This window comes from Halalkalirubrum salinum, from assembly GCF_005543295.1.
GTDB classification, from domain to species: Archaea; Halobacteriota; Halobacteria; order Halobacteriales; family Haloferacaceae; genus Halalkalirubrum; species Halalkalirubrum salinum.
Window position 1 is genome coordinate 101,655 of record NZ_SRSG01000010.1, and the last position, 17,142, is coordinate 118,796.

Annotated in this window: 24 protein-coding genes; 10 read left to right on the forward strand and 14 right to left on the reverse strand. The window is 61.3% G+C overall.

Annotated elements, in window-relative coordinates:
* Positions 1-44 precede the first annotated feature (44 nt).
* Both E5K03_RS03930 and E5K03_RS03935 read right to left on the reverse strand, forming a co-directional pair.
* Entirely contained in the window at positions 45-713 is a 669-nt protein-coding gene (locus E5K03_RS03930; RefSeq protein ID WP_138005065.1) for a helix-turn-helix domain-containing protein, read from the reverse strand.
* Between the two features lie 83 nt (positions 714-796).
* A complete protein-coding gene (locus E5K03_RS03935) occupies positions 797-1,087 on the reverse strand; it encodes a DUF2249 domain-containing protein (RefSeq protein WP_138005066.1) in 291 nt (96 codons plus the stop codon).
* 124 nt (positions 1,088-1,211) lie between these two features.
* On the opposite strand from E5K03_RS03935, the gene E5K03_RS03940 reads away from it, so the two are divergent.
* Positions 1,212-1,778 carry a halocyanin domain-containing protein gene (locus E5K03_RS03940; RefSeq protein WP_138005067.1) on the forward strand — a complete coding sequence of 189 codons (567 nt, stop codon included), beginning with the start codon at positions 1,212-1,214 and terminating at the stop codon, positions 1,776-1,778.
* A 117-nt stretch (positions 1,779-1,895) separates the two neighbouring features.
* Entirely contained in the window at positions 1,896-2,450 is a 555-nt protein-coding gene (locus E5K03_RS03945; protein ID WP_138005068.1) for a GMP synthase subunit A, read from the forward strand.
* A 22-nt stretch (positions 2,451-2,472) separates the two neighbouring features.
* Here E5K03_RS03945 and E5K03_RS03950 read toward each other — a convergent pair whose 3' ends face one another.
* The 9 genes from E5K03_RS03950 to E5K03_RS03990 form a co-directional block, all read right to left on the reverse strand.
* The gene (locus tag E5K03_RS03950; protein WP_138005069.1) at positions 2,473-2,991 is read right to left on the reverse strand and encodes a universal stress protein; all 519 of its coding nucleotides are present in this window, start codon (positions 2,989-2,991) and stop codon (positions 2,473-2,475) included.
* Between the two features lie 43 nt (positions 2,992-3,034).
* The gene (locus E5K03_RS03955; RefSeq protein WP_138005070.1) at positions 3,035-3,241 is read right to left on the reverse strand and encodes an HVO_0649 family zinc finger protein; all 207 of its coding nucleotides are present in this window, start codon (positions 3,239-3,241) and stop codon (positions 3,035-3,037) included.
* A 72-nt stretch (positions 3,242-3,313) separates the two neighbouring features.
* On the reverse strand, positions 3,314-3,550 hold the full coding sequence (locus E5K03_RS03960) for a DUF3194 domain-containing protein (protein WP_138005071.1): 237 nt from the start codon (positions 3,548-3,550) through the stop codon (positions 3,314-3,316).
* Positions 3,551-3,553: 3 nt separating this feature from the next.
* Positions 3,554-3,949, reverse strand: a complete 396-nt coding sequence (locus E5K03_RS03965; protein WP_138005072.1) for a prefoldin subunit beta — start codon at positions 3,947-3,949, stop codon at positions 3,554-3,556.
* Between the two features lie 63 nt (positions 3,950-4,012).
* Entirely contained in the window at positions 4,013-4,285 is a 273-nt protein-coding gene (locus E5K03_RS03970; RefSeq protein ID WP_138005073.1) for a KEOPS complex subunit Pcc1, read from the reverse strand.
* A gap of 16 nt (positions 4,286-4,301) precedes the next feature.
* Complete coding sequence (locus tag E5K03_RS03975) at positions 4,302-4,436, reverse strand: DNA-directed RNA polymerase subunit P (RefSeq protein WP_137197263.1); 135 nt, start codon at positions 4,434-4,436, stop codon at positions 4,302-4,304.
* Positions 4,437-4,450: 14 nt separating this feature from the next.
* Positions 4,451-4,717, reverse strand: coding sequence for a 50S ribosomal protein L37ae (locus E5K03_RS03980; RefSeq protein WP_138005074.1), 267 nt, complete (start codon positions 4,715-4,717; stop codon positions 4,451-4,453).
* 150 nt (positions 4,718-4,867) lie between these two features.
* The gene (locus E5K03_RS03985) at positions 4,868-5,599 is read right to left on the reverse strand and encodes a DUF2103 domain-containing protein (protein WP_138005075.1); all 732 of its coding nucleotides are present in this window, start codon (positions 5,597-5,599) and stop codon (positions 4,868-4,870) included.
* 127 nt (positions 5,600-5,726) lie between these two features.
* Positions 5,727-6,698 (reverse strand): aldo/keto reductase, encoded by a 972-nt coding sequence (locus E5K03_RS03990; RefSeq protein WP_138005076.1) that lies wholly within the window; start codon positions 6,696-6,698, stop codon positions 5,727-5,729.
* A gap of 176 nt (positions 6,699-6,874) precedes the next feature.
* Here E5K03_RS03990 and E5K03_RS03995 point away from each other — a divergent pair, with 176 nt between their 5' ends.
* The 4 genes from E5K03_RS03995 (at position 6,875) to E5K03_RS17870 (ending at position 10,906) form a co-directional block, all read left to right on the forward strand.
* A complete protein-coding gene (locus tag E5K03_RS03995) occupies positions 6,875-8,086 on the forward strand; it encodes an acyl-CoA dehydrogenase family protein (RefSeq protein WP_138005077.1) in 1,212 nt (403 codons plus the stop codon).
* Between the two features lie 271 nt (positions 8,087-8,357).
* Positions 8,358-10,154: an L-lactate permease gene (locus E5K03_RS04000; protein ID WP_171006586.1), complete on the forward strand. Its 1,797-nt coding sequence runs from the start codon at positions 8,358-8,360 to the stop codon at positions 10,152-10,154.
* Between the two features lie 87 nt (positions 10,155-10,241).
* Positions 10,242-10,565 carry a MarR family transcriptional regulator gene (locus tag E5K03_RS04005; protein ID WP_138005078.1) on the forward strand — a complete coding sequence of 108 codons (324 nt, stop codon included), beginning with the start codon at positions 10,242-10,244 and terminating at the stop codon, positions 10,563-10,565.
* Positions 10,562-10,906, forward strand: coding sequence for a hypothetical protein (locus tag E5K03_RS17870; protein WP_138005079.1), 345 nt, complete (start codon positions 10,562-10,564; stop codon positions 10,904-10,906). Before E5K03_RS04005 ends, E5K03_RS17870 begins: the two co-directional genes overlap by 4 nt.
* 27 nt (positions 10,907-10,933) lie before the next feature.
* Here E5K03_RS17870 and truD read toward each other — a convergent pair whose 3' ends face one another.
* Both truD and pth2 read right to left on the reverse strand, forming a co-directional pair.
* On the reverse strand, positions 10,934-12,328 hold the full coding sequence (truD, locus tag E5K03_RS04015; RefSeq protein ID WP_138005080.1) for a tRNA pseudouridine(13) synthase TruD: 1,395 nt from the start codon (positions 12,326-12,328) through the stop codon (positions 10,934-10,936).
* Between the two features lie 42 nt (positions 12,329-12,370).
* Positions 12,371-12,709, reverse strand: a complete 339-nt coding sequence (gene pth2 / locus E5K03_RS04020) for a peptidyl-tRNA hydrolase Pth2 (RefSeq protein ID WP_138005081.1) — start codon at positions 12,707-12,709, stop codon at positions 12,371-12,373.
* 218 nt (positions 12,710-12,927) lie between these two features.
* Between pth2 and E5K03_RS04025 the strand changes: the two genes are divergently transcribed.
* The 4 genes from E5K03_RS04025 to E5K03_RS04040 are packed head-to-tail and all read left to right on the forward strand — an operon-like array spanning position 12,928 to position 16,119.
* Complete coding sequence (locus E5K03_RS04025) at positions 12,928-13,845, forward strand: substrate-binding domain-containing protein (protein ID WP_138005082.1); 918 nt, start codon at positions 12,928-12,930, stop codon at positions 13,843-13,845.
* A gap of 9 nt (positions 13,846-13,854) precedes the next feature.
* Positions 13,855-14,562: an ABC transporter permease gene (locus tag E5K03_RS04030; RefSeq protein ID WP_138005083.1), complete on the forward strand. Its 708-nt coding sequence runs from the start codon at positions 13,855-13,857 to the stop codon at positions 14,560-14,562.
* A complete protein-coding gene (locus tag E5K03_RS04035) occupies positions 14,562-15,368 on the forward strand; it encodes an amino acid ABC transporter ATP-binding protein (protein WP_138005084.1) in 807 nt (268 codons plus the stop codon). Before E5K03_RS04030 ends, E5K03_RS04035 begins: the two co-directional genes overlap by 1 nt.
* A 55-nt stretch (positions 15,369-15,423) precedes the next feature.
* Entirely contained in the window at positions 15,424-16,119 is a 696-nt protein-coding gene (locus E5K03_RS04040; protein ID WP_138005085.1) for a TOBE domain-containing protein, read from the forward strand.
* A gap of 20 nt (positions 16,120-16,139) precedes the next feature.
* Here E5K03_RS04040 and E5K03_RS04045 read toward each other — a convergent pair whose 3' ends face one another.
* Positions 16,140-17,021 carry a substrate-binding domain-containing protein gene (locus tag E5K03_RS04045; protein ID WP_138005086.1) on the reverse strand — a complete coding sequence of 294 codons (882 nt, stop codon included), beginning with the start codon at positions 17,019-17,021 and terminating at the stop codon, positions 16,140-16,142.
* Positions 17,022-17,142: the final 121 nt, after the last annotated feature.

Consider the following 17,142-nt stretch of genomic DNA (forward strand, 5'->3'; position numbering starts at 1 on the left):
ACGTCGAATCAAAAGAGGCACCCTCGATCGCTGGAACTGAACGACTACTCTCCTTTGATTTTTCGTTCGATCGCCTGACTCGGAACCGAGAGATCATCAATGAAGTTCTTGATGACCGCCTCCTCAGCGCGGTGGAGTGTCTCACTACAGGTCGACTTTGCGATCCCCACAGCATCGGCGAGTTCGGTCAGCGAACAGTCACGCGGAGTATTGTAGTATCCCATCTCGACGGCCCGAAGCAAGAGGCGCTGTTGTTTTTCAGTCAGCAACTGACTCGTGTGCAGCCGTTCTTGGATGTACTCAACCTCGAAGTCGAGTCCGAAGTTCCGAAACTGTGTGCCGAGCGCCGACAGCCGCTCGTGGCTGCCAGTCACATCTAACGTCGCCTTTCCATTTTGCATTTCGACCGGGAAGTCGATCGCCATCCCCGCCGACTGAGCCGAAAGCATGATGAGCGGCGCGGTCGTTTCAAACTGGACGGTCGCTTCCCCCTCAGTCCGCTGGAGAATTTCCATCTCGACGATCGTCTCGTGTGCCTGTGCCTCCGCTAACAGCTCGTCGATATCATCGCTGATGAGCCGAAAGAGGGCAAATCCGGCGTCTTCGCTCGGAACTGCGCTCAGTACATGCAGCGTGGCCTCAGGGTACTTTCGAGAGATTTCCCCAACCCAAAGCAGCTCCGGCATCGTCAGCGTCAGCCGTGCCTGTGTCATGGCTCACTGTTGAGCCACCGGACGTAAAGTGGTTTCGAGAAGAGTCGAACATGTTCGTCCAGAATGGCTGATCGGAGCGGACGTTACAGGTCTGTGACCCAGATCGCCGAGACAACTGCGCCGTCTGTCTGGACGCCGAGGAACGTCGGGCCCGGATCCGTTGCTGTCACGTACGTGTAGCCTCGGTCGTCGAGTTTTGGATAGAGAAACTGTGGGGCGCGATCGTTCAACTGTACTAGTACGGTCTCCTCTGGCAGTTCGGTCAACAGTTCCAGCGTTTCTTTGAGCGGCCCCGGCGGACTCAACTCGCGAACGTCGAGGACCTCGACGGGGCGATCGCGTGGTACCGCTGGCTCTGTGGATGTCTCAGCCATGACAAATAGAGGTAGCCACGGGCAACACCAGTGAATTCCGCCGAACATGTTTGCCCATCTTGTCGCCGGCTGGGAATAATCGTGCGAGGTATATGTACTGCCACCATATCATGAAATGAGATCAATGAGCGACAACAACCGGCTCGATCGGCGTAAGTTCGTACAGTTGACGGGCGCGACCGCAGCGACGGCGTTCATCGCGGGTTGTGCAGGCGGAGACGGTAACGGCGTCGATCCGAGCGAGGATGGGAACGGCGATGACGGCAACGGGAACGGTGGAAACGGGGACGATGGTAACGGCGATGGTGGCAACGGCAACGGCAATGGCGGTGGTGGCGAATTCCTCGACGATGAGCCGGACTATGAGGGCTTTTTCGACGACGTCGAGAACTACGAAAGAACCGTCGACATGACGGATCAAGACTCGGTTACGGTCATGGTCGGTGCCGGCGGCGGTCTGCTGTTCGATCCTCCCGCAGTCGCCGTTAGCCCAGGCACAACCGTTACCTGGGAGTGGACCGGCGAAGGTGGCGGACATAACGTCGCCGCCGAGGACGGGTCTTTCGAGAGCGACACCGTTGAAGAGGAAGGCCACACGTTTGAACATAGTTTCGAGGAAGAAGGCGTCTTCACGTACGTGTGTACGCCTCACGAGGCACTCGGGATGAAAGGCGCAGTCGTCGTACAGTAACGAGACAAGACTGGCGAACAATTCTTACCGATCGTGTGGTCCGGCGAAATAATACACGATCGCGCATAGAACACTGAACTTCGAACCGTTTTTGGGCTCGACCGTCCAACAGCCCGCATGACCAGAATTGTCGTTATCGACAACCACGGGCAATTCACGCATCTAGAGCACCGTGCACTGCGGGATCTCGGCGTGGATACCGAACTCATCGACAACGAGACCGCACCCGACGCGGTTGCGGCCGACGGGATCGTTCTCTCGGGAGGGCCAGACATGGATCGTGCGGGTCGGTCTGCAGAGTATCTCGACGGTGATCGGCCCGTCCTCGGAATCTGTCTGGGGATGCAGTTGATCGCCGAGGAACTGGGCGGCTCGGTCGACTCGGGCGACTACGGCGGCTACGCAGACGTCGACGTCGAGATCGTCGACGCCGACGACCCGCTCGTGGGATCGCTGGCGCCGGAAACACGCGTGTGGGCGAGCCACGCTGACGAGGTTAAAACCGTCCCAAACGGCTTTACTCGTACCGCAAAAAGTGACGTCTGTGGAGTCGAGGCGATGAGTAATCCCGAGGCAGGGTTGTACGGCGTCCAGTGGCACCCAGAGGTTGCACACACGGAGCGAGGCCAGGAGGTCTTCGAGAATTTCCTCGCGATCTGTGACGCCTGGTAGCGGTCAGTGAACACGCGTCCTGCTACGTTCCGCCGCTGGGCTCAATCCCAGGAAGCCGTCGACGCGACGCCGTTGTCTTCGAGTCAACGTCGGCCATCGCTGGATCGTCTGCAGGGCGAATCCGGGTGACAAACACCGGGATCTCTGCAGTCCGAACGACGCGTTCTGTCACGCTGCCGGCGTGGATGAACCGGCCGATCGCCGATCGACCATGGGTCCCAACGACGATGACGTCGGCGTCGTACTGATCTGCGGCCGCGACGATCTCGTCGGCGGGAACGCCCCGGCGAAGGTGTTTGTGTACGTTAATTCCATGCTCGGTCGCGGCTGTTTCGATCGTATCGAGCGCCTTCGTACCTTCGTCTTCCATCCGCTCGACGATCATATCGTACTCTGTCGCGCTCGGGTACCGGTGATCGACGACATACAGCGCTTGGACCTCTGCGTCCGAGAGCCTCGCCAAGCGAATACTATGTTCGATGACCGGCGTAGATCCAGGGCTGCCGTCTGTCGCAACGAGTATCCGATCGTACGAGTCCATGCGTGTCACTGACACGTACGGATGAAAAATAGTCTCCGGTCGATCAGGTTCGACGGAGGCGGAGCTCACGCGTCGATATTGATCCACAACTCGGACAGACGTGGCGGTACTGCACCCGACTGCCAGTCGTCACCGCCTGCCACTCGCCGTCGGTATCGTCATAGCCACACGCTGGACAGGTTCGACTGGCTTTGTCGAGGCGCATTTTGTACCGATCCAGCGCCGTCATTCCAATGATATGTGAAGACATAACAAGATATGCGGCAGAGAGCTACATAATTATTCGGTGGGAATAGTGGTCGGTTGCCCTGCGAGGGGCCGACTACGCAAACAGTTCGTCAACGGCAGATTCGGCCGCGTCAACCGCCTCCTGGGCGATCACGTCCGGATCAGGATCGTCGGGCGCGTTGAGATACACGTCAACCTCCAGCACGCCGTCTTCGAACTTCACCGTGACATCGAAGTCACGAACGTCGGACTGCGAATAGTTCGAGAAGATGACGCCCTCTGCGGCTTCCGCAGCGGCGTTAACGACCTCCTCGTCGGTCGGTTCACCCATCGATTATGCGCCGCCTGCACCGCCGGGGCCGGCCGGACCGCTTGGACCGCCCATGCTGCCTTGCAACAACTGCTGAAGCTCTTCTTGGAGATTTTCGAACTGGCTCCGAACGCGATCTTCCTGTTTCGTGAGCTGTTCGACACGAATTTCCAGACTGTCAACTTTGTCTTCGAGATCGTCGCTGGCTTCCCCGAGGTCCGTCTCGATGAAGAGTTCGCCGACCTCACGGTACATTGTCGCGTCATCGTCGACGTCATCAAGCGCGTTCAGCGCAGTCTGGGCCTCGTTAAGCGCCGTCTCTGTGGACTGTTTCTGTTGGGCGACGTTCTGGGCCGTCTCTTGAAGCTCCTGTAGCGTTTCGAGCTTCTCCTGTGCTTCCGGTGGTAGATTACCCTGCATGGACGGATCGATGGCCGCCAGCGGGAAAAACCCGCGGGATTCCGATAGCGGCCGCACCGTCCGCTATTCGGCGGTTTCCGGCGTTTTTGACCCATTTACAATCGATTCGGCAACAGAGACGAGCCGGGTCCAGCTGTTTGTCCCTGCCCGAAGCGCAATGAAATCGGTTGCGGATACATGAACAATCACGGTTGTGTCCTCGCGATCTACCGTTGCAGTCGCTCTGTCATCATCAATCTCGCCGACTTCGACCGAAACCGCGTCTGCAACAATCGCTGCCAGTTCGGCGGAATCGTAGGAAAATGAAAGCGAAGCGGTGTGGTCAGCGCAGTCCATGCGGTCGATCGCCGCGTTACTTGACGTCGACTTCTTTGATGTCGCGGGCGCGCTCTTTCAGCAGTACCCGGTGGCCACAGTAGGGACACCGAACGCCGCCGTACTCGTCGAGTTCGACGTCGCGTTTACAACGGGAACACTTGTAGCTCATAGTGAGAGGTGGGGTTATTCTTCGTCCGCAAGCGCCGCGCGGATCGATCGTCGGACCTGCGTGCCGCCGGGAGTCTGTGGCTTGTACGCGCCGCCGGCGAACTTCTCGCCGGTCTCCTCGTTGACCCAGATGCCCGTCCCGATCCGCTTGACACTGTCGCCGTCGACGGTCGCCGCGCGCATCTCGGCTTCGATGTCTTTGACCCGTTTTCGGGCGACTCGCCCGTAGCGTGCGCCGAATCGACCGGCGCTGCCGACGCTTCGTGCCTGCTTATCAGCCATAGTGGGAGAGAGTATCCGAGGGGAGAACAAAAAGGTGTTGAGTCGAATCGGTCGTGTGCCGCCGTCACACCCAGCGTACAAACCGTTTTGAGCCAGCGTCCGAATCGACATGTGTCGATCGAGGGGAGCTAGTTGGAGGCACCTACGAGGCTACTGTAGCTCCGCTTCTCGGAGCGCCTCGTTGAGATCGTCGCGGACCCGTTCGCCGGTATCGTGATTCATCGCGGTCGTGACCACCCGATTCTCTTGGACGCTTGAACCGTCACGCAACAACATCCTGACGTTGCCGTTGCTGTCCGCTCGGGTGATCTTCGCGCGGAGCCCAGACTGCGATCCTGTTCCGCCCGCGTCGATCGGCCCCGGGATGATCTTTTTGACGTGTGGGTGACCCGCGACGACGGCGATCGACTTGCGTCCCTTTCGGCCGCCGATCAACGTGGAGTGTCGGCCGCCAAGTTTCTCCCTCGGAGGGGTCTCGACGACCTCCAGGGCACGGGTGCCGCGGCGATCGATCACCGACTGGACGGGTTCATCGTCGGGGACGCGGTAGAACTCGTAGTGCAGTTGGGCGTTGGTCTCGCGGAGGGGTTCGCGCTCGCCGGCCGCGAAGACGGTTTCGGGGCGCTTGCGGCGAACCTCGTCGGCAACCCGGCCGGCGAAGTTCCGAAGTTCGACCACGACGGCGCGATCGTCTCGATTATCGTCGGGTTCGGGCACGGTCGTGATCGTCGTCTCGCCGAGGATATCCTCTCCGTCGAGCATCGTCAATGTCGCCTTGTCACGATCGAACTTGATCACGACCGCATCGCAGTTTGCAGTGTCACACGACAGACAGTAGTCGCCGGGCCGATCGAGCGGGGTGTGACACCGCGAGCACTCCATTGCCCGTTATACGATTGGGACGAGTAAAACTCCGTCCGTTTCCGCCAGCCCCAGTTCGCGAGTTGAGTACCGATGATACGTTTGTCGCCGACATCTCGCCATTGGGTGGCGTCAAACAATGTCGGTGCTACTCGTGGCCGGACACTCGAACCGGCTCGTAGGGTTCTTCGAGATAGTCGATCTCGCTGGTCGAGAGATCAATGTCGACCGCTTCGACCGCTTCTTCGAGATGTTCGACGCTCGAGGTGCCGACGATCGGCGCGGTCACCACGTCTTGGTGGAGCACCCACGCGAGCGCGATTTGCGCCATCGATCGATCCTTCTCTTCGGCGAGTTCCTGTACGCGAGCGTTGATTTCCTCACCGCCGCCCTCCCGATACGGCCGGCCGATCGACGTCTCGTGTTCGCCGCGTGTGGTCGCGTCGTCTTGTTCGTACGGCCGTGCGAGATATCCCGCAGCGATCGGGCTCCACGGAATGACGCCGATGTCCTCGTTTTCGCACACCGGGAGCATCTCGCGTTCCTCTTCGCGGTACGCGAGGTTGTAGAGGTTCTGCATCGTCTCGAATCGAGCGAGGCCGAGCCGATCGCTCGTGTGCAGCGCCGACTGGAACTGGTAGGCCCACATTGAGGAAGCGCCGATGTGTCTGACTTGGCCGCGCCGGATGGTGTCGTCGAGCGCCCGGAGTGTCGTCTCGATCGGAACGTCGTAATCCCAGCGGTGGATCTGGTAGAGATCGACGACGTCCATCCCGAGTCGATCCAGCGAGTCCGACAGCTCCTGTTCGATCGTTTTCCGAGAGAGACCAGCCGAGTGTGGCTTCTCGCCCACACCGAAGCGCACCTTCGTGGCAACGGTGAACTCGTCGCGATCGTATTCGGACAGCGCCTCCCCGAGGATTTCCTCGCTTTCGCCCGCCGAGTAGACGTTTGCGGTGTCGAAGAAGGTGATCCCGAGGTCGATCGCCCGATCGACGAGTTTCCGCCCGTTCTCCGCGTCGAGCATCCACTCGTCGCGGTTTTCTTTGCCGAAGCTCATACACCCCAAACAGAGTTTGCTGACCTCGATTCCTGTCGATCCGAGGGTCGTGTATTCCATATTGGGCGATCGGCGGGGTGCCACATAGTGTTGTGTGTCCACCGCTCCCCGCGATCGTCTGGTGGGTCCATCTCTCCTCGCGATCGTGAGCGATCGGGCGATTACGTAGCAGTCGGATTGCCGGACACACTGCTGGTTTCGCTACAATTAACCCCTGTTCACTGTAGCAATAAATAATGACACACGCGTGGAGAGACACCATTTCTCTGACCGGCGAACAGCGGCTCGTTCGCGACAGCATCCGGGATCTCTGTTCGGACTTCGATGCGGCATATTGGCGCGAAGCCGATCGATCGGAGACGTACCCCTCGGAGTTTGTCGACGCGCTCGCCGACCACGGCTGGCTTGGGATCCTCGTTCCCGAGGAGTACGGCGGAGCTGGCATGAGTACCTCGGAGGTCGTGGTGATGATGGAGGAGATTGCTGCCAGCGGCGGTGGCTTCTCTGCGCCCCAGGCGATCCACGGCGGGATATACAACAGCGTGCCGCTCGTGAAGTACGCGAGCGAGGAGCTCAAATCCGAGTTACTTCCGCGCGTTGCCAGTGGCGAGGCGTCGATCCAGTCGTTCGGACTGACCGAGCCGAATGCCGGATCGAACTCGACGGCGATCGAAACCCGCGCCGAGCGGACCGACGACGGCGATGCGTACATGATCAACGGCCAGAAGATATGGATCTCTCGGGTCGACCAGAGTGACTACATCCTCCTCATGGCCCGAACAACACCACAAGAGGAAGTCGAAAAATCGACTCGCGGTATCTCGATGTTCCTCGTCGATCTGGCCGACGCCTACGAACAGGATGGGTTGGAGATCGAAGCGATCGACAAGACCGCAAGCGGCTTCGTCCACTCCTTCGAGATGTGGTTTTCGGACCTCCGGGTGCCGGCAGAAAACCTCATCGGCGAGGAAGGCCGCGGGTTCTATCAGGTGCTCGACGGGCTCAACGAGGAGCGGCTCGTTATCGCCGCCGAGTGCGTTGGGCTCGGGGAGGCCGCCTTAGAGCGGGCGATCGACTACGCGAACGATCGCGAAGTGTTCGGTCGGCCGATCGGCGCGAACCAGGCGATCCAGCATCCGATCGCCGAGGCGTACGCACGTGTGCTCGCCGCCAAGCAGCTTGTGTACGCCGCGGCCGAAGAACTCGATGATACCGATCAAAAAGACGCCGGCGCGCGAGCAAACGTCGCAAAGTACCTCGCGGCGGACGCGGCGTTCAAGGCCGCAGACGCCGCCGTTCAGACCCACGGTGGCTTCGGCGTCGCTCGCGAGTACGATGTAGAGCGATATTTCCGGGAGGCACGGCTGACTCGGCTCGTTCCAATCACCCAACAACTCGCGCTGAACTACCTCGGCGAAACGGTGCTCGGACTCCCGCGATCGTACTGATCGCCGACGAGGTGGTCGTAACGGTACCACGATAATTAATCACACACGGTCGTAACGGTACCACGTCAATTGAACATATATAAAACATTCGTACAATCCCCAGCGAGTAAGGGAGAGCCGTCAAGTACAACTTCTCAACAATAAAAATCCAGTCTATGCGATACAGCGTTGTGTGGATGCCGATACCGACTGCGACTCCACCGTCGTATCAGGGATTACAGACTCGTAGGCAGAGGACTATTCGAAGCGAAGACAGGAGGTGTTGCGCTTGATGCTTGAGCCGCTGTTTGCAATCGTCCCGCTCGTGGTCGTGGGTGTATTGCTCGTTGGGCTCCTCTGGGAGGCATCGAGGGTGATGCCCATAGCGTGGGCCGCCGCAGCGATCATCGCGGTGAGCGTTTGGGAGATGCCGATCGAGTACGTTGTCGCGGCCAGTCTGAGCGGGGTGATGGCGGCCATCGAGATTCTCTGGATCGTCTTCGGAGCGCTCGTGCTCTTGTACACCCTCATGCGATCGGGCGCGGTCGATCGAATCAACGCCGGCTTTGCGACGATCAGCGACGATCCGCGAGTGCAGGTCGTGCTGCTCGGATTCTTCCTCGCGACGTTCATCGAGGGCGTCGCCGGGTTCGGGACGCCCGCAGCGGTCGTTGCGCCGCTGCTTTTGGCGCTTGGATTCCCGGCGCTTGCGGCGGTGATCGCTGCGCTCTTAGGGCACGCGGTCGCGACAGTCTTCGGCGCGGTCGGGACGCCGATCATCGTCGGCTACCAGCAGCCGCTGTCTGCCGTGGAGACCCAGATCGCCGACGGAACTGGATTGACTGTTGCCCAGTACGCCGGTGAGGCCGCGGTGTATGCTGCCGTATTCAACGGGATTCTCGGGACGTTGATGCCGCTCGTCGCCGTCACGATGGTCGTGTACGTCTTTGGCGAGGAGCGATCGATCGCACCCGCTCTTGAGGTCGCACCGCTTGCGATCGTCGCCGGGATCGCCTTCGCCGTGCCTTACGTCGCGACCGCGTATCTCGTCGGCCCCGAACTCCCATCGCTGTTTGCGGCGATGATCGGCGGAGCCGTGGTTGTCGGCTTGCTCCGGGCGGGCTATCTCGAACCGGACACCCGCTGGGACTTCCCAGATCGTGACGCCTGGCCGGATCACTGGGTCGGGACGATCGAACCGGGCGGTGGAAACGCGGCGACTGGCGGAGACGCGGCGACTGGCGGAGACGCGGCGACCGGCGGAGACGCGCCGATCGACGAAGATGTGGCTACCAGTGGTGACGCGTCGACTGGGAATGACGCTTCAGACGGAGTGACGCCCCCGTCGATGGGACTGTTCCGCGCGTGGTCACCGTACCTCGTGCTCGTTGTTCTGTTGATTGTCACTCGCGTGTGGGAGCCGCTTGCTGCGTTCCTCCAGCGCGGGCCAATCCTCGCGATCGAGTGGAATATCCTCAGTACCGATCTCATCGGCTCGATCAGCTGGGCGTACGTCCCCGGTACGTGGCTGCTTGTGAGCGCACTTGTTGCGATTCCGATCTTCGGAATGAACGGCTCGACGGCCGCCGGGGCGTGGCGAGAGGCCGGATCGAAGATCATCTCGCCGGCGATCGTGTTGGTGTTCGTCATCGCGATGGTCGAGATCATGCTCTCGACGGATGCCCACGGCGGACCCGTCGGGGCGAGCATGATCGTCGTCCTCGCAGAAAGCACGGCGTCGATCGTCGGGCCGGCGTATCCGATGGTCGCGCCGGTCGTCGGTATGATCGGCGCGTTCGTCGCCGGTTCGATCACGGTGAGTAACATCACCTTCGCGGCGTTCCAGTTCGAGGTCGGGGTCACCCTCGGCATGCCGACAGTCGTACTCGTCGCGAGCCAGTCGATCGGGGCGGCGATCGGCAACACGATCGCGATCCACAACGTGGTTGCGGCGCTCGCGACTGTTGGACTCGTCGGAACGACTGGCCGGGTAATCCGGCTCAACCTGATTGCGGTCGCGTACTACCTCCTGGCCGGCGGGATACTCACGACGCTTGCGGTGTACGTGGTCGTGCCGGGGGCGTTCTGATAGGCTGGTAGTGGTGTTTCGATCGTCAATTTGTAGATATTACCCTCCACCGAACAGTTTATTACTTTTTATTACAAAGCAGTACACATGCCGATCAATATCGATCGATTCGAAGATGAATCTGAAGACGTCCTCGAAATCAAGGAAGGAACACAACCCCATACTGTCCTCACTTTTTTGTTAGCCAACGACGAGCAAGCGTTCACACAAACCGAGATCCACGAGGCCACAGAGATTCCTCGGGGAAGCGTCGGTGTTGTCCTCTCACGGTTAGAGGAACGGGGACTTGTCCGGCATCGAGGACGCTACTGGGCAATTGCAGCGGACGAACGCCTCGCTTCGTACGCAACACAACAGGCTGCAAGTTCTGCATCGACGAGAGACGACTACTACGGTGATACAGACGAATGACGAGCCAGCGATACACTCGTGGAGCTGTTGTCAAAGGGCCGGATCTCCTAGGGCCTCACAAATATCGGCCATACGTCTGCCTGAGTACAGAGAGCCCCCCGTTTCGTGATGAAGAAGCCGTCTATGCGGTCGTAACGACAACCCGTCGCTCGGCAGCAATCCCACTCGCTGGGACGGACTTCACGAAAGGCGAACTGCCCCGTGAAAGCTATGTTAATCCCTGGGTCCTCGTTACGATCAAACACGCTGATATTCAAAAGATAGAAGGCCAATTGACCGAGGAAACCGTGGACATGATTGCACGAGAGGCGGCTGATCATATCGGAGCTATCGACTCATAGCTTCGCACCGACCGATCGGCCTCCCATTCACAGATCGATCGGTCCACCCTTCAGGAACTCCCGCAGCACGACGGTCGCGTACGACCCGCTCGGGAGCGCGAACTCGAACCGAAGTGTTTCGGGATCGACAGACAGGTCAGTCCGAACGAGAATCGCTCGCCGCGTGCCGGTCGAATCGAATGCACCGGGCAGCGAGAAGTCGCCGGGCTCGATCGACAGCTCCTCGAGAATTTCGCGCTCGATGTCGCCTTGTTCGCCGTCAGCGAGGTCGGTTTCGGTGCCGACGAGCGGCGCGGTGACGAACGCCCGGCCGCGCTCGCAGTGTCGCCGCATGGTCTTGAGGCGGCGATCGGTTGCAGTCTGGAGCCGATCGGGATCGGGGGCGTACAGTTCCTCGGGCGCGTCCCGATCGGCGAAACAACAGACATCGCCCTCGATCGGCCGATCGAACGGCAGCCCGCGACCGAGCCGCTCGCTCAGGATTCGGTTGTAGACGTACGACTGGGCGGCGTTGACGAACAGCCGCTGGAGGTTCGAGGGGACCGCCTCCAGGGCGTGTCTGAAGTCGGCGTCCGTTGACGCACCGTCTTCAGCGAGGCGGTGCAGCATCGATCGCTCGTAGCGGAGGTGGCCGGGCATTCGCTCAAGTGCCGCGGTCCAGTCAGGATCGGCAGATTCGGCTTGCTCGTCGACGAACGCACGAGCGGTTTGGGTGCGCTCGGGTTCGGTTTCGGCGGGGCTGCCGACGTACGAGAGCACCGCACCGCGCCAGTCACCGCGGACGATCGCGAGACCGACCTCGTGGGTGATTGGGCGCTGGCTGCCGAAGCGCTGCTGGCCGAAGTAGTTAGGCAGGCCGATCGTGGCGGTGATTTCGGAGTCACCTGTAGCAATGCTGGAGTTACCTGTCGATCGGTCGCTCCCCGCAAACGCCGCGAGTTCGTCGGTGATTGATCCGACAGCGTCGGGCCGTTGGGGCTCTCGGACACGGATTGAGAACCGGTTACCGTACAGATCGCCGAACGACAGCGGTCGGCCCGCACGGCCGAGGACATCTATTTTCGCGCCGTCGATCGACAGCTCCTCGATCTCGTCGGGGTCAGCTTTCGTGACAGTAAACAGCTGCGTCGTCACCGCATGTTTGTCCTTCGTGCCCGCCCACGAGACTCGTTCGCGGCTGATCCCCAGCGCGTTCGAGAGCCGCCGGGCGAAGTCGTTCGTATCCCACGATCGCAGCGTCACCCGACAGACGATTTCGGGGTAGCCGCCGGCGGGGGCGTCACGATCGGCGATCTCGAAGGCTTCGAGTTCCGTGACCCGGAAGTCATCGGGCTCGGTTCTGAGCACGCCGCCGATCCCCTCGGCGTCGCTCACGTAGTGGTCGATCCCGACCGCTTGCTCAATGGGGTGGGCCTCACGCATTGTCGTCACCGCTGTGGTTGCGATTACTGTGCCAAAACATGGTCAATACAGCGGGAGATCGCCGGTCACCCGATCGACCAGATCGTCATCAGCCGGGCCAACCGCGATCGTCGTCGCCGTCCCTGGCTCAAGTTGGGTATGGCCAGCGTCGCGAATGATCGCATGAGGCAGTCCCTCGACTCGGGCCTTCTCGGCGAGGTCGAATAGCTGTGACTCCCCGCTGGCCTTGACAACGACCTTCTTTTGCCCGCCGCCTTTCCACGCGCGGCGGGTCCGCTCGTCGGTGTCCTCGTACGCCGACAGCGAAGCGTGGGCGACCTGGGCAGCGAGTTTGCCGACACCCATCCCGAGATCGGTCCGGGCGGCGATGACCTGTTTCATACCACGGCTCTCGGGGCGGAGCCGTATCACGCGTTCGCTTTCGAGACAGGAGTGGTCCCGATCGACGCACCATAGTCAGCGCCGACTGCCGCAGTCGATCGACGATCGGCGTCTGACTATCGATCGCCACCACGGCACCCAATACGTACGTAAGTATCTATAGTTACGTCAGTGGGAAAAGAATAAACCCGTACCCGAGTATCGTTGTATCGTATACGATGCAACGACGCGAACTCCTCGCGACGGTCGCGGGCGGAGCAACGATCGCACTAGCTGGCTGTTCGAGCGCCGGTGGGAGCGACGAGTCTTCCGGTCCGGCGATCGCCGAGGAGACGCTGACGCTTGCGACAACGACGAGTACCCACGACACCGGGTTGCTCGATGACATCAACGCGGCCTTCGAGAAGCGCTACGGAGCGCGTGTCGACACAGTCGCACAGGGAACCGGCGCAGCGCTCGAAACCGCTCGAAGCGGCGATGCAGACGTGGTGATGGTCCACGCCCGATCGCTCGAAGACGAGTTCATTCGCGAGGGGTACGGTGTCAACCGTCGGGACCTCATGTTCAACGACTTCGTGATCGTCGGCCCTGAGAGCGATCCCGCCGGTATCGACGGCAGCGAAGAAGCGACAGCAGCCTTCGAGACGCTCGCCGAGGCGGAAGCAACGTTCGTCTCACGGGGCGATGACTCCGGAACCCACACGAAAGAGCTCGCGATCTGGGAGGCCGCGGGCGTCGAACCGGGCGGTGACTGGTATCGCGAGGCCGGTGCGGGCATGGGTGAAGTGCTCAACCAGGCGAATCAAAGCGATGCGTACACGCTTGCCGATCGGGGTACGTTCATCTCACAGCGCTCCGAGATCGACCTCGGAATCAGGGTACAGGGACCGATCGAGGGCGGTCCAGAGCTGCTCGCGAACCCCTACGGAATCATCGCGGTCAACCCGGCTGTCCACGACAACGCCAACTACGATCTCGCAATGGCATATATCGGATTTATTACCTCTCAGGAAGGTCAATCAGTCATTGAGGAGTACACCGTTGAGGGCGAACAGTTGTTCTTCCCCGAGGCGATCTCGGAGAACCCAGACTTCAAGCAGTACGTCCCTGAGGACTGGGAACCCCAGTCGGAGTGACGAGCTGAGATGAGTGCGATCGAACCGACCATTTTGTCGCTGCTTGGTGCGTTTCCGTTCGATCGCGTCTACGTCGAGTCGATTATCTACGTCTCGCTGTACGTGAGTCTCACCGCGATCGTGTTGAGCACCCTTGCGAGCATCCCAATCGCGCTAGGGGTCGGCTTTACCGACTTCCCCGGAAAGGGATTCGTCATCGCCGTGATCAACACCGGGATGGGGTTTCCGAGCGTCGTCGTCGGGCTGTTGGTGCTGTTTTTGGTGTCGAATCAGGGGCCGTTGGGACCGCTCGAACTCGTCTTCACGAAGGAAGCGATGATTATGTCACAGTTCGTCCTCGCATTCCCAGTCATCACGGGCGTCACACTCGCGGCGGTGACGAGCGTCGAGGACGGCGTCCGCGACGCCGCCTACGCGATGGGCGGCACCCGGCTGGATGTCGCGCTCGTGACGATCAAGGAGGCCCGCTACGGGATCGCAACGGGGATCCTTGCGGGACTGGGCCGCGCGATCAGTGAGGTCGGCTCGGTGCTCATCGTCGGCGGCAATATCGCCAGCGCCGACGGCACCGCGATTACCCGGACGCTGACGACCGCGATCCAACTAGAGGCCAGACAGGGCCGGTTCGATACCGCCCTCATCTTGGGTGCGATTTTGGTCACGATCGTCCTGTCGATCAACGCGATCGTCCTCCGGCTCGGAGGTGGCCGGATATGATGAGCCAGCGTGCTACATTGCACCGCCAGCCTGACTCGCAGGAAGGGATCTCGATTGCCGGGGTGACCCACGGCTTCGGTAACGGAGCTGTCCTCGAGGACGTGTCGCTGTCGGTCAATCGCGGCGAGACCCTCGCGGTGATCGGTCCCTCCGGAACGGGGAAGACGACGCTGTTGCGGTTGCTGTCGCTGTTTGAACGGCCCGATGAAGGAACCGTCGCGATCGACGACGACGACGTCTGGGAGCGTTCCGAGCGCGACCGGCTTGCGGTTCGGCGACAGCTCGGAATGGTATTTCAATCGCCGAATCTCTTCGACGGCTCTGTTCGAGCCAACGTGAGCTACGGCCTCCGAATCCGACGGGACTGGGGTGATCGCGTTTCAGCGTGGCTGTCGATCCTCCTTGGTGACGAGACCGAACCGCAGGTCGAACGGGCACTCGACCAGGTAGGACTTGCTGAGCATGCCGATCGCGACGCTGGATCGCTCTCGGGCGGTGAGGCCCAGCGGGTCGCGTTCGCGCGAGCGCTCGCGTACGATCCGGACTTTTTGTTTTTGGACGAGCCGACCTCCGACCTCGATCCGCGAAATACCGCGGTCATCGAAGACGCGATCGATGCCGCTCGCGAGGATGGCCTCGGCGTCGTGATCGCGACCCACGACATGCACCAGGCCGAGCGGATCGCCGATCGGGTTGCAGTCCTCCTCAACGGAGAAGTGATCGAACTCGGACCGGCCCAGCGGGTCTTCGAGGACCCGCGCGATCGGCGAGCGCAGAAGTTCATCGACGGCGAGCTAGTGTACTGATCACCACTGGGGGCGAGGCGAGGAACTAACCCGATCGCCGGGATACCTCCTGTCGATGACCGACGTGCGCGGACGCGGAGAGGCGGCGCTTGTCGAGAGCGATATCGAGTTTACGGGCCGCGATGCGACCCTGCTTCGGACGATCGACGAAACCGGCTCGGTGGCGAGCGCATCCGCAGAACTCGGGCGATCGCGAGCCCGTGCGCTGTCGCGGATCGAGACGCTCGAATCGGCGTTCGGAATGCTTGTTGAGCGCCGCCGCGGCGGCAGCGGCGGGGGCGGGAGCCGGCTGACCGACGGTGCACGCGAACTCTTGAACCGCTACGATCGGCTGGCCGCGGCCCTTGAGGCGGCCGCCGCGATCCCAGAAACTGTACTCTCGGGGACAGTCAACAGCATCGACGGCGAGATCGCCACGGTCGAGACGGCGATCGGGACGGTGCGAGGGATTGGCCATGAGCTCAGTATTGGCGATCGAGTCCAGATTCGGATCGGAGCTGATGCGGTGACCGTCAATGACCCCGAGCGCGACGCCGAGCCCGACGCAACGAGTGCGCGGAACCGCCGACCCGGGAGCGTCGTCTCGATCGGCGGCGGCGAAACCGTTCTGGAGGCGGCGATCGACGTCGACGGAACGACGTTTACCGCGCTCGTAACTCGAGAGAGTGCGGATCGCCTCGGGTTGGCCGCCGATCGGATGGTCGTGCTCACGTGGAAAGCGACAGCGACCCGGCTCGTCGATCGGCAATAACGGGCGAAAACGCCAGTCGCTCACTCTGCAAGCGAGAAAACCGATCGGCCGTCGACCGAATACGAGTCGATGATCGAACGCCCCTCAGAGCCAGTACAGAAGTCGACGTACGAGCGCGCACGCTCGTGATCAAGCTCCGGATGGCGATCCGGAGAGACACGAATCAGACTGTAGGGGTTCTGCAGGAGCGTCCCGTCGCGGACGTCCTCGATCGACAGGAGTTCGATGAGCGATCGAGTGTTCCGGCTCGCACGATACGTCTCGCGAACGGACAGACAGTACGCCTCGAGCTGGTCAGCGTGGACGAGTGTCTCACCCATTCCCTGGCCGATCTCGCGGTACCACTGGCCCACTGCATCCACCCCGGCCGGATCGATCCCCGCCGCCGCCCAGCACGCACGTTCGGCGTGATGGGTTCCCGATCCGTCACCACGCGAAACGAACGGTGTCTCGGCATCGGCGATCGCCGCAAACGCCGCTGATACCTGGTTAGTTCCCTTGATTCCGGCGGGATCGTCCGGCGGGCCGACGATCGAAAACGAGCCCTCGACAAAGCGCTCGCGCGCGACGCCGTGGCCCGCCGAAACGAACGTCTGTTCGAGTTCGGGGGCGTGCGCCATGACGACGCTCACGTCGCCGCGTTCGCCGGACCGAAGGTTCCGGCCGGTGCCCCCGATGACGGCGTTGACTGTCTCGTCATTGGTTGTCTCGAAGGCCGCGTGCAGCGGCGACAACACCCCCGTATCGGCGATGCTTGTCGTGACCGCAACGGCGATGGCATCTCGGCCGTCGCGATCGAGGACCGATCGACCCCGGGTCGCGCCGAGATAGCCGCTCGCGACGAGAGAGCCCGCCCCCGCGAGAAAGCCCCGACGAGCGATCGGCGGGTTCGACGTCCTCATTCTACACGAATCGAGGGAGAGTAACTACTTATATCTACATTATGCGGATAGTGTGACCGTATTACATTTCACACCAGCGGATGCTGCAGCCACGAGCGACTGGTCGAAACGCACAGCAGAT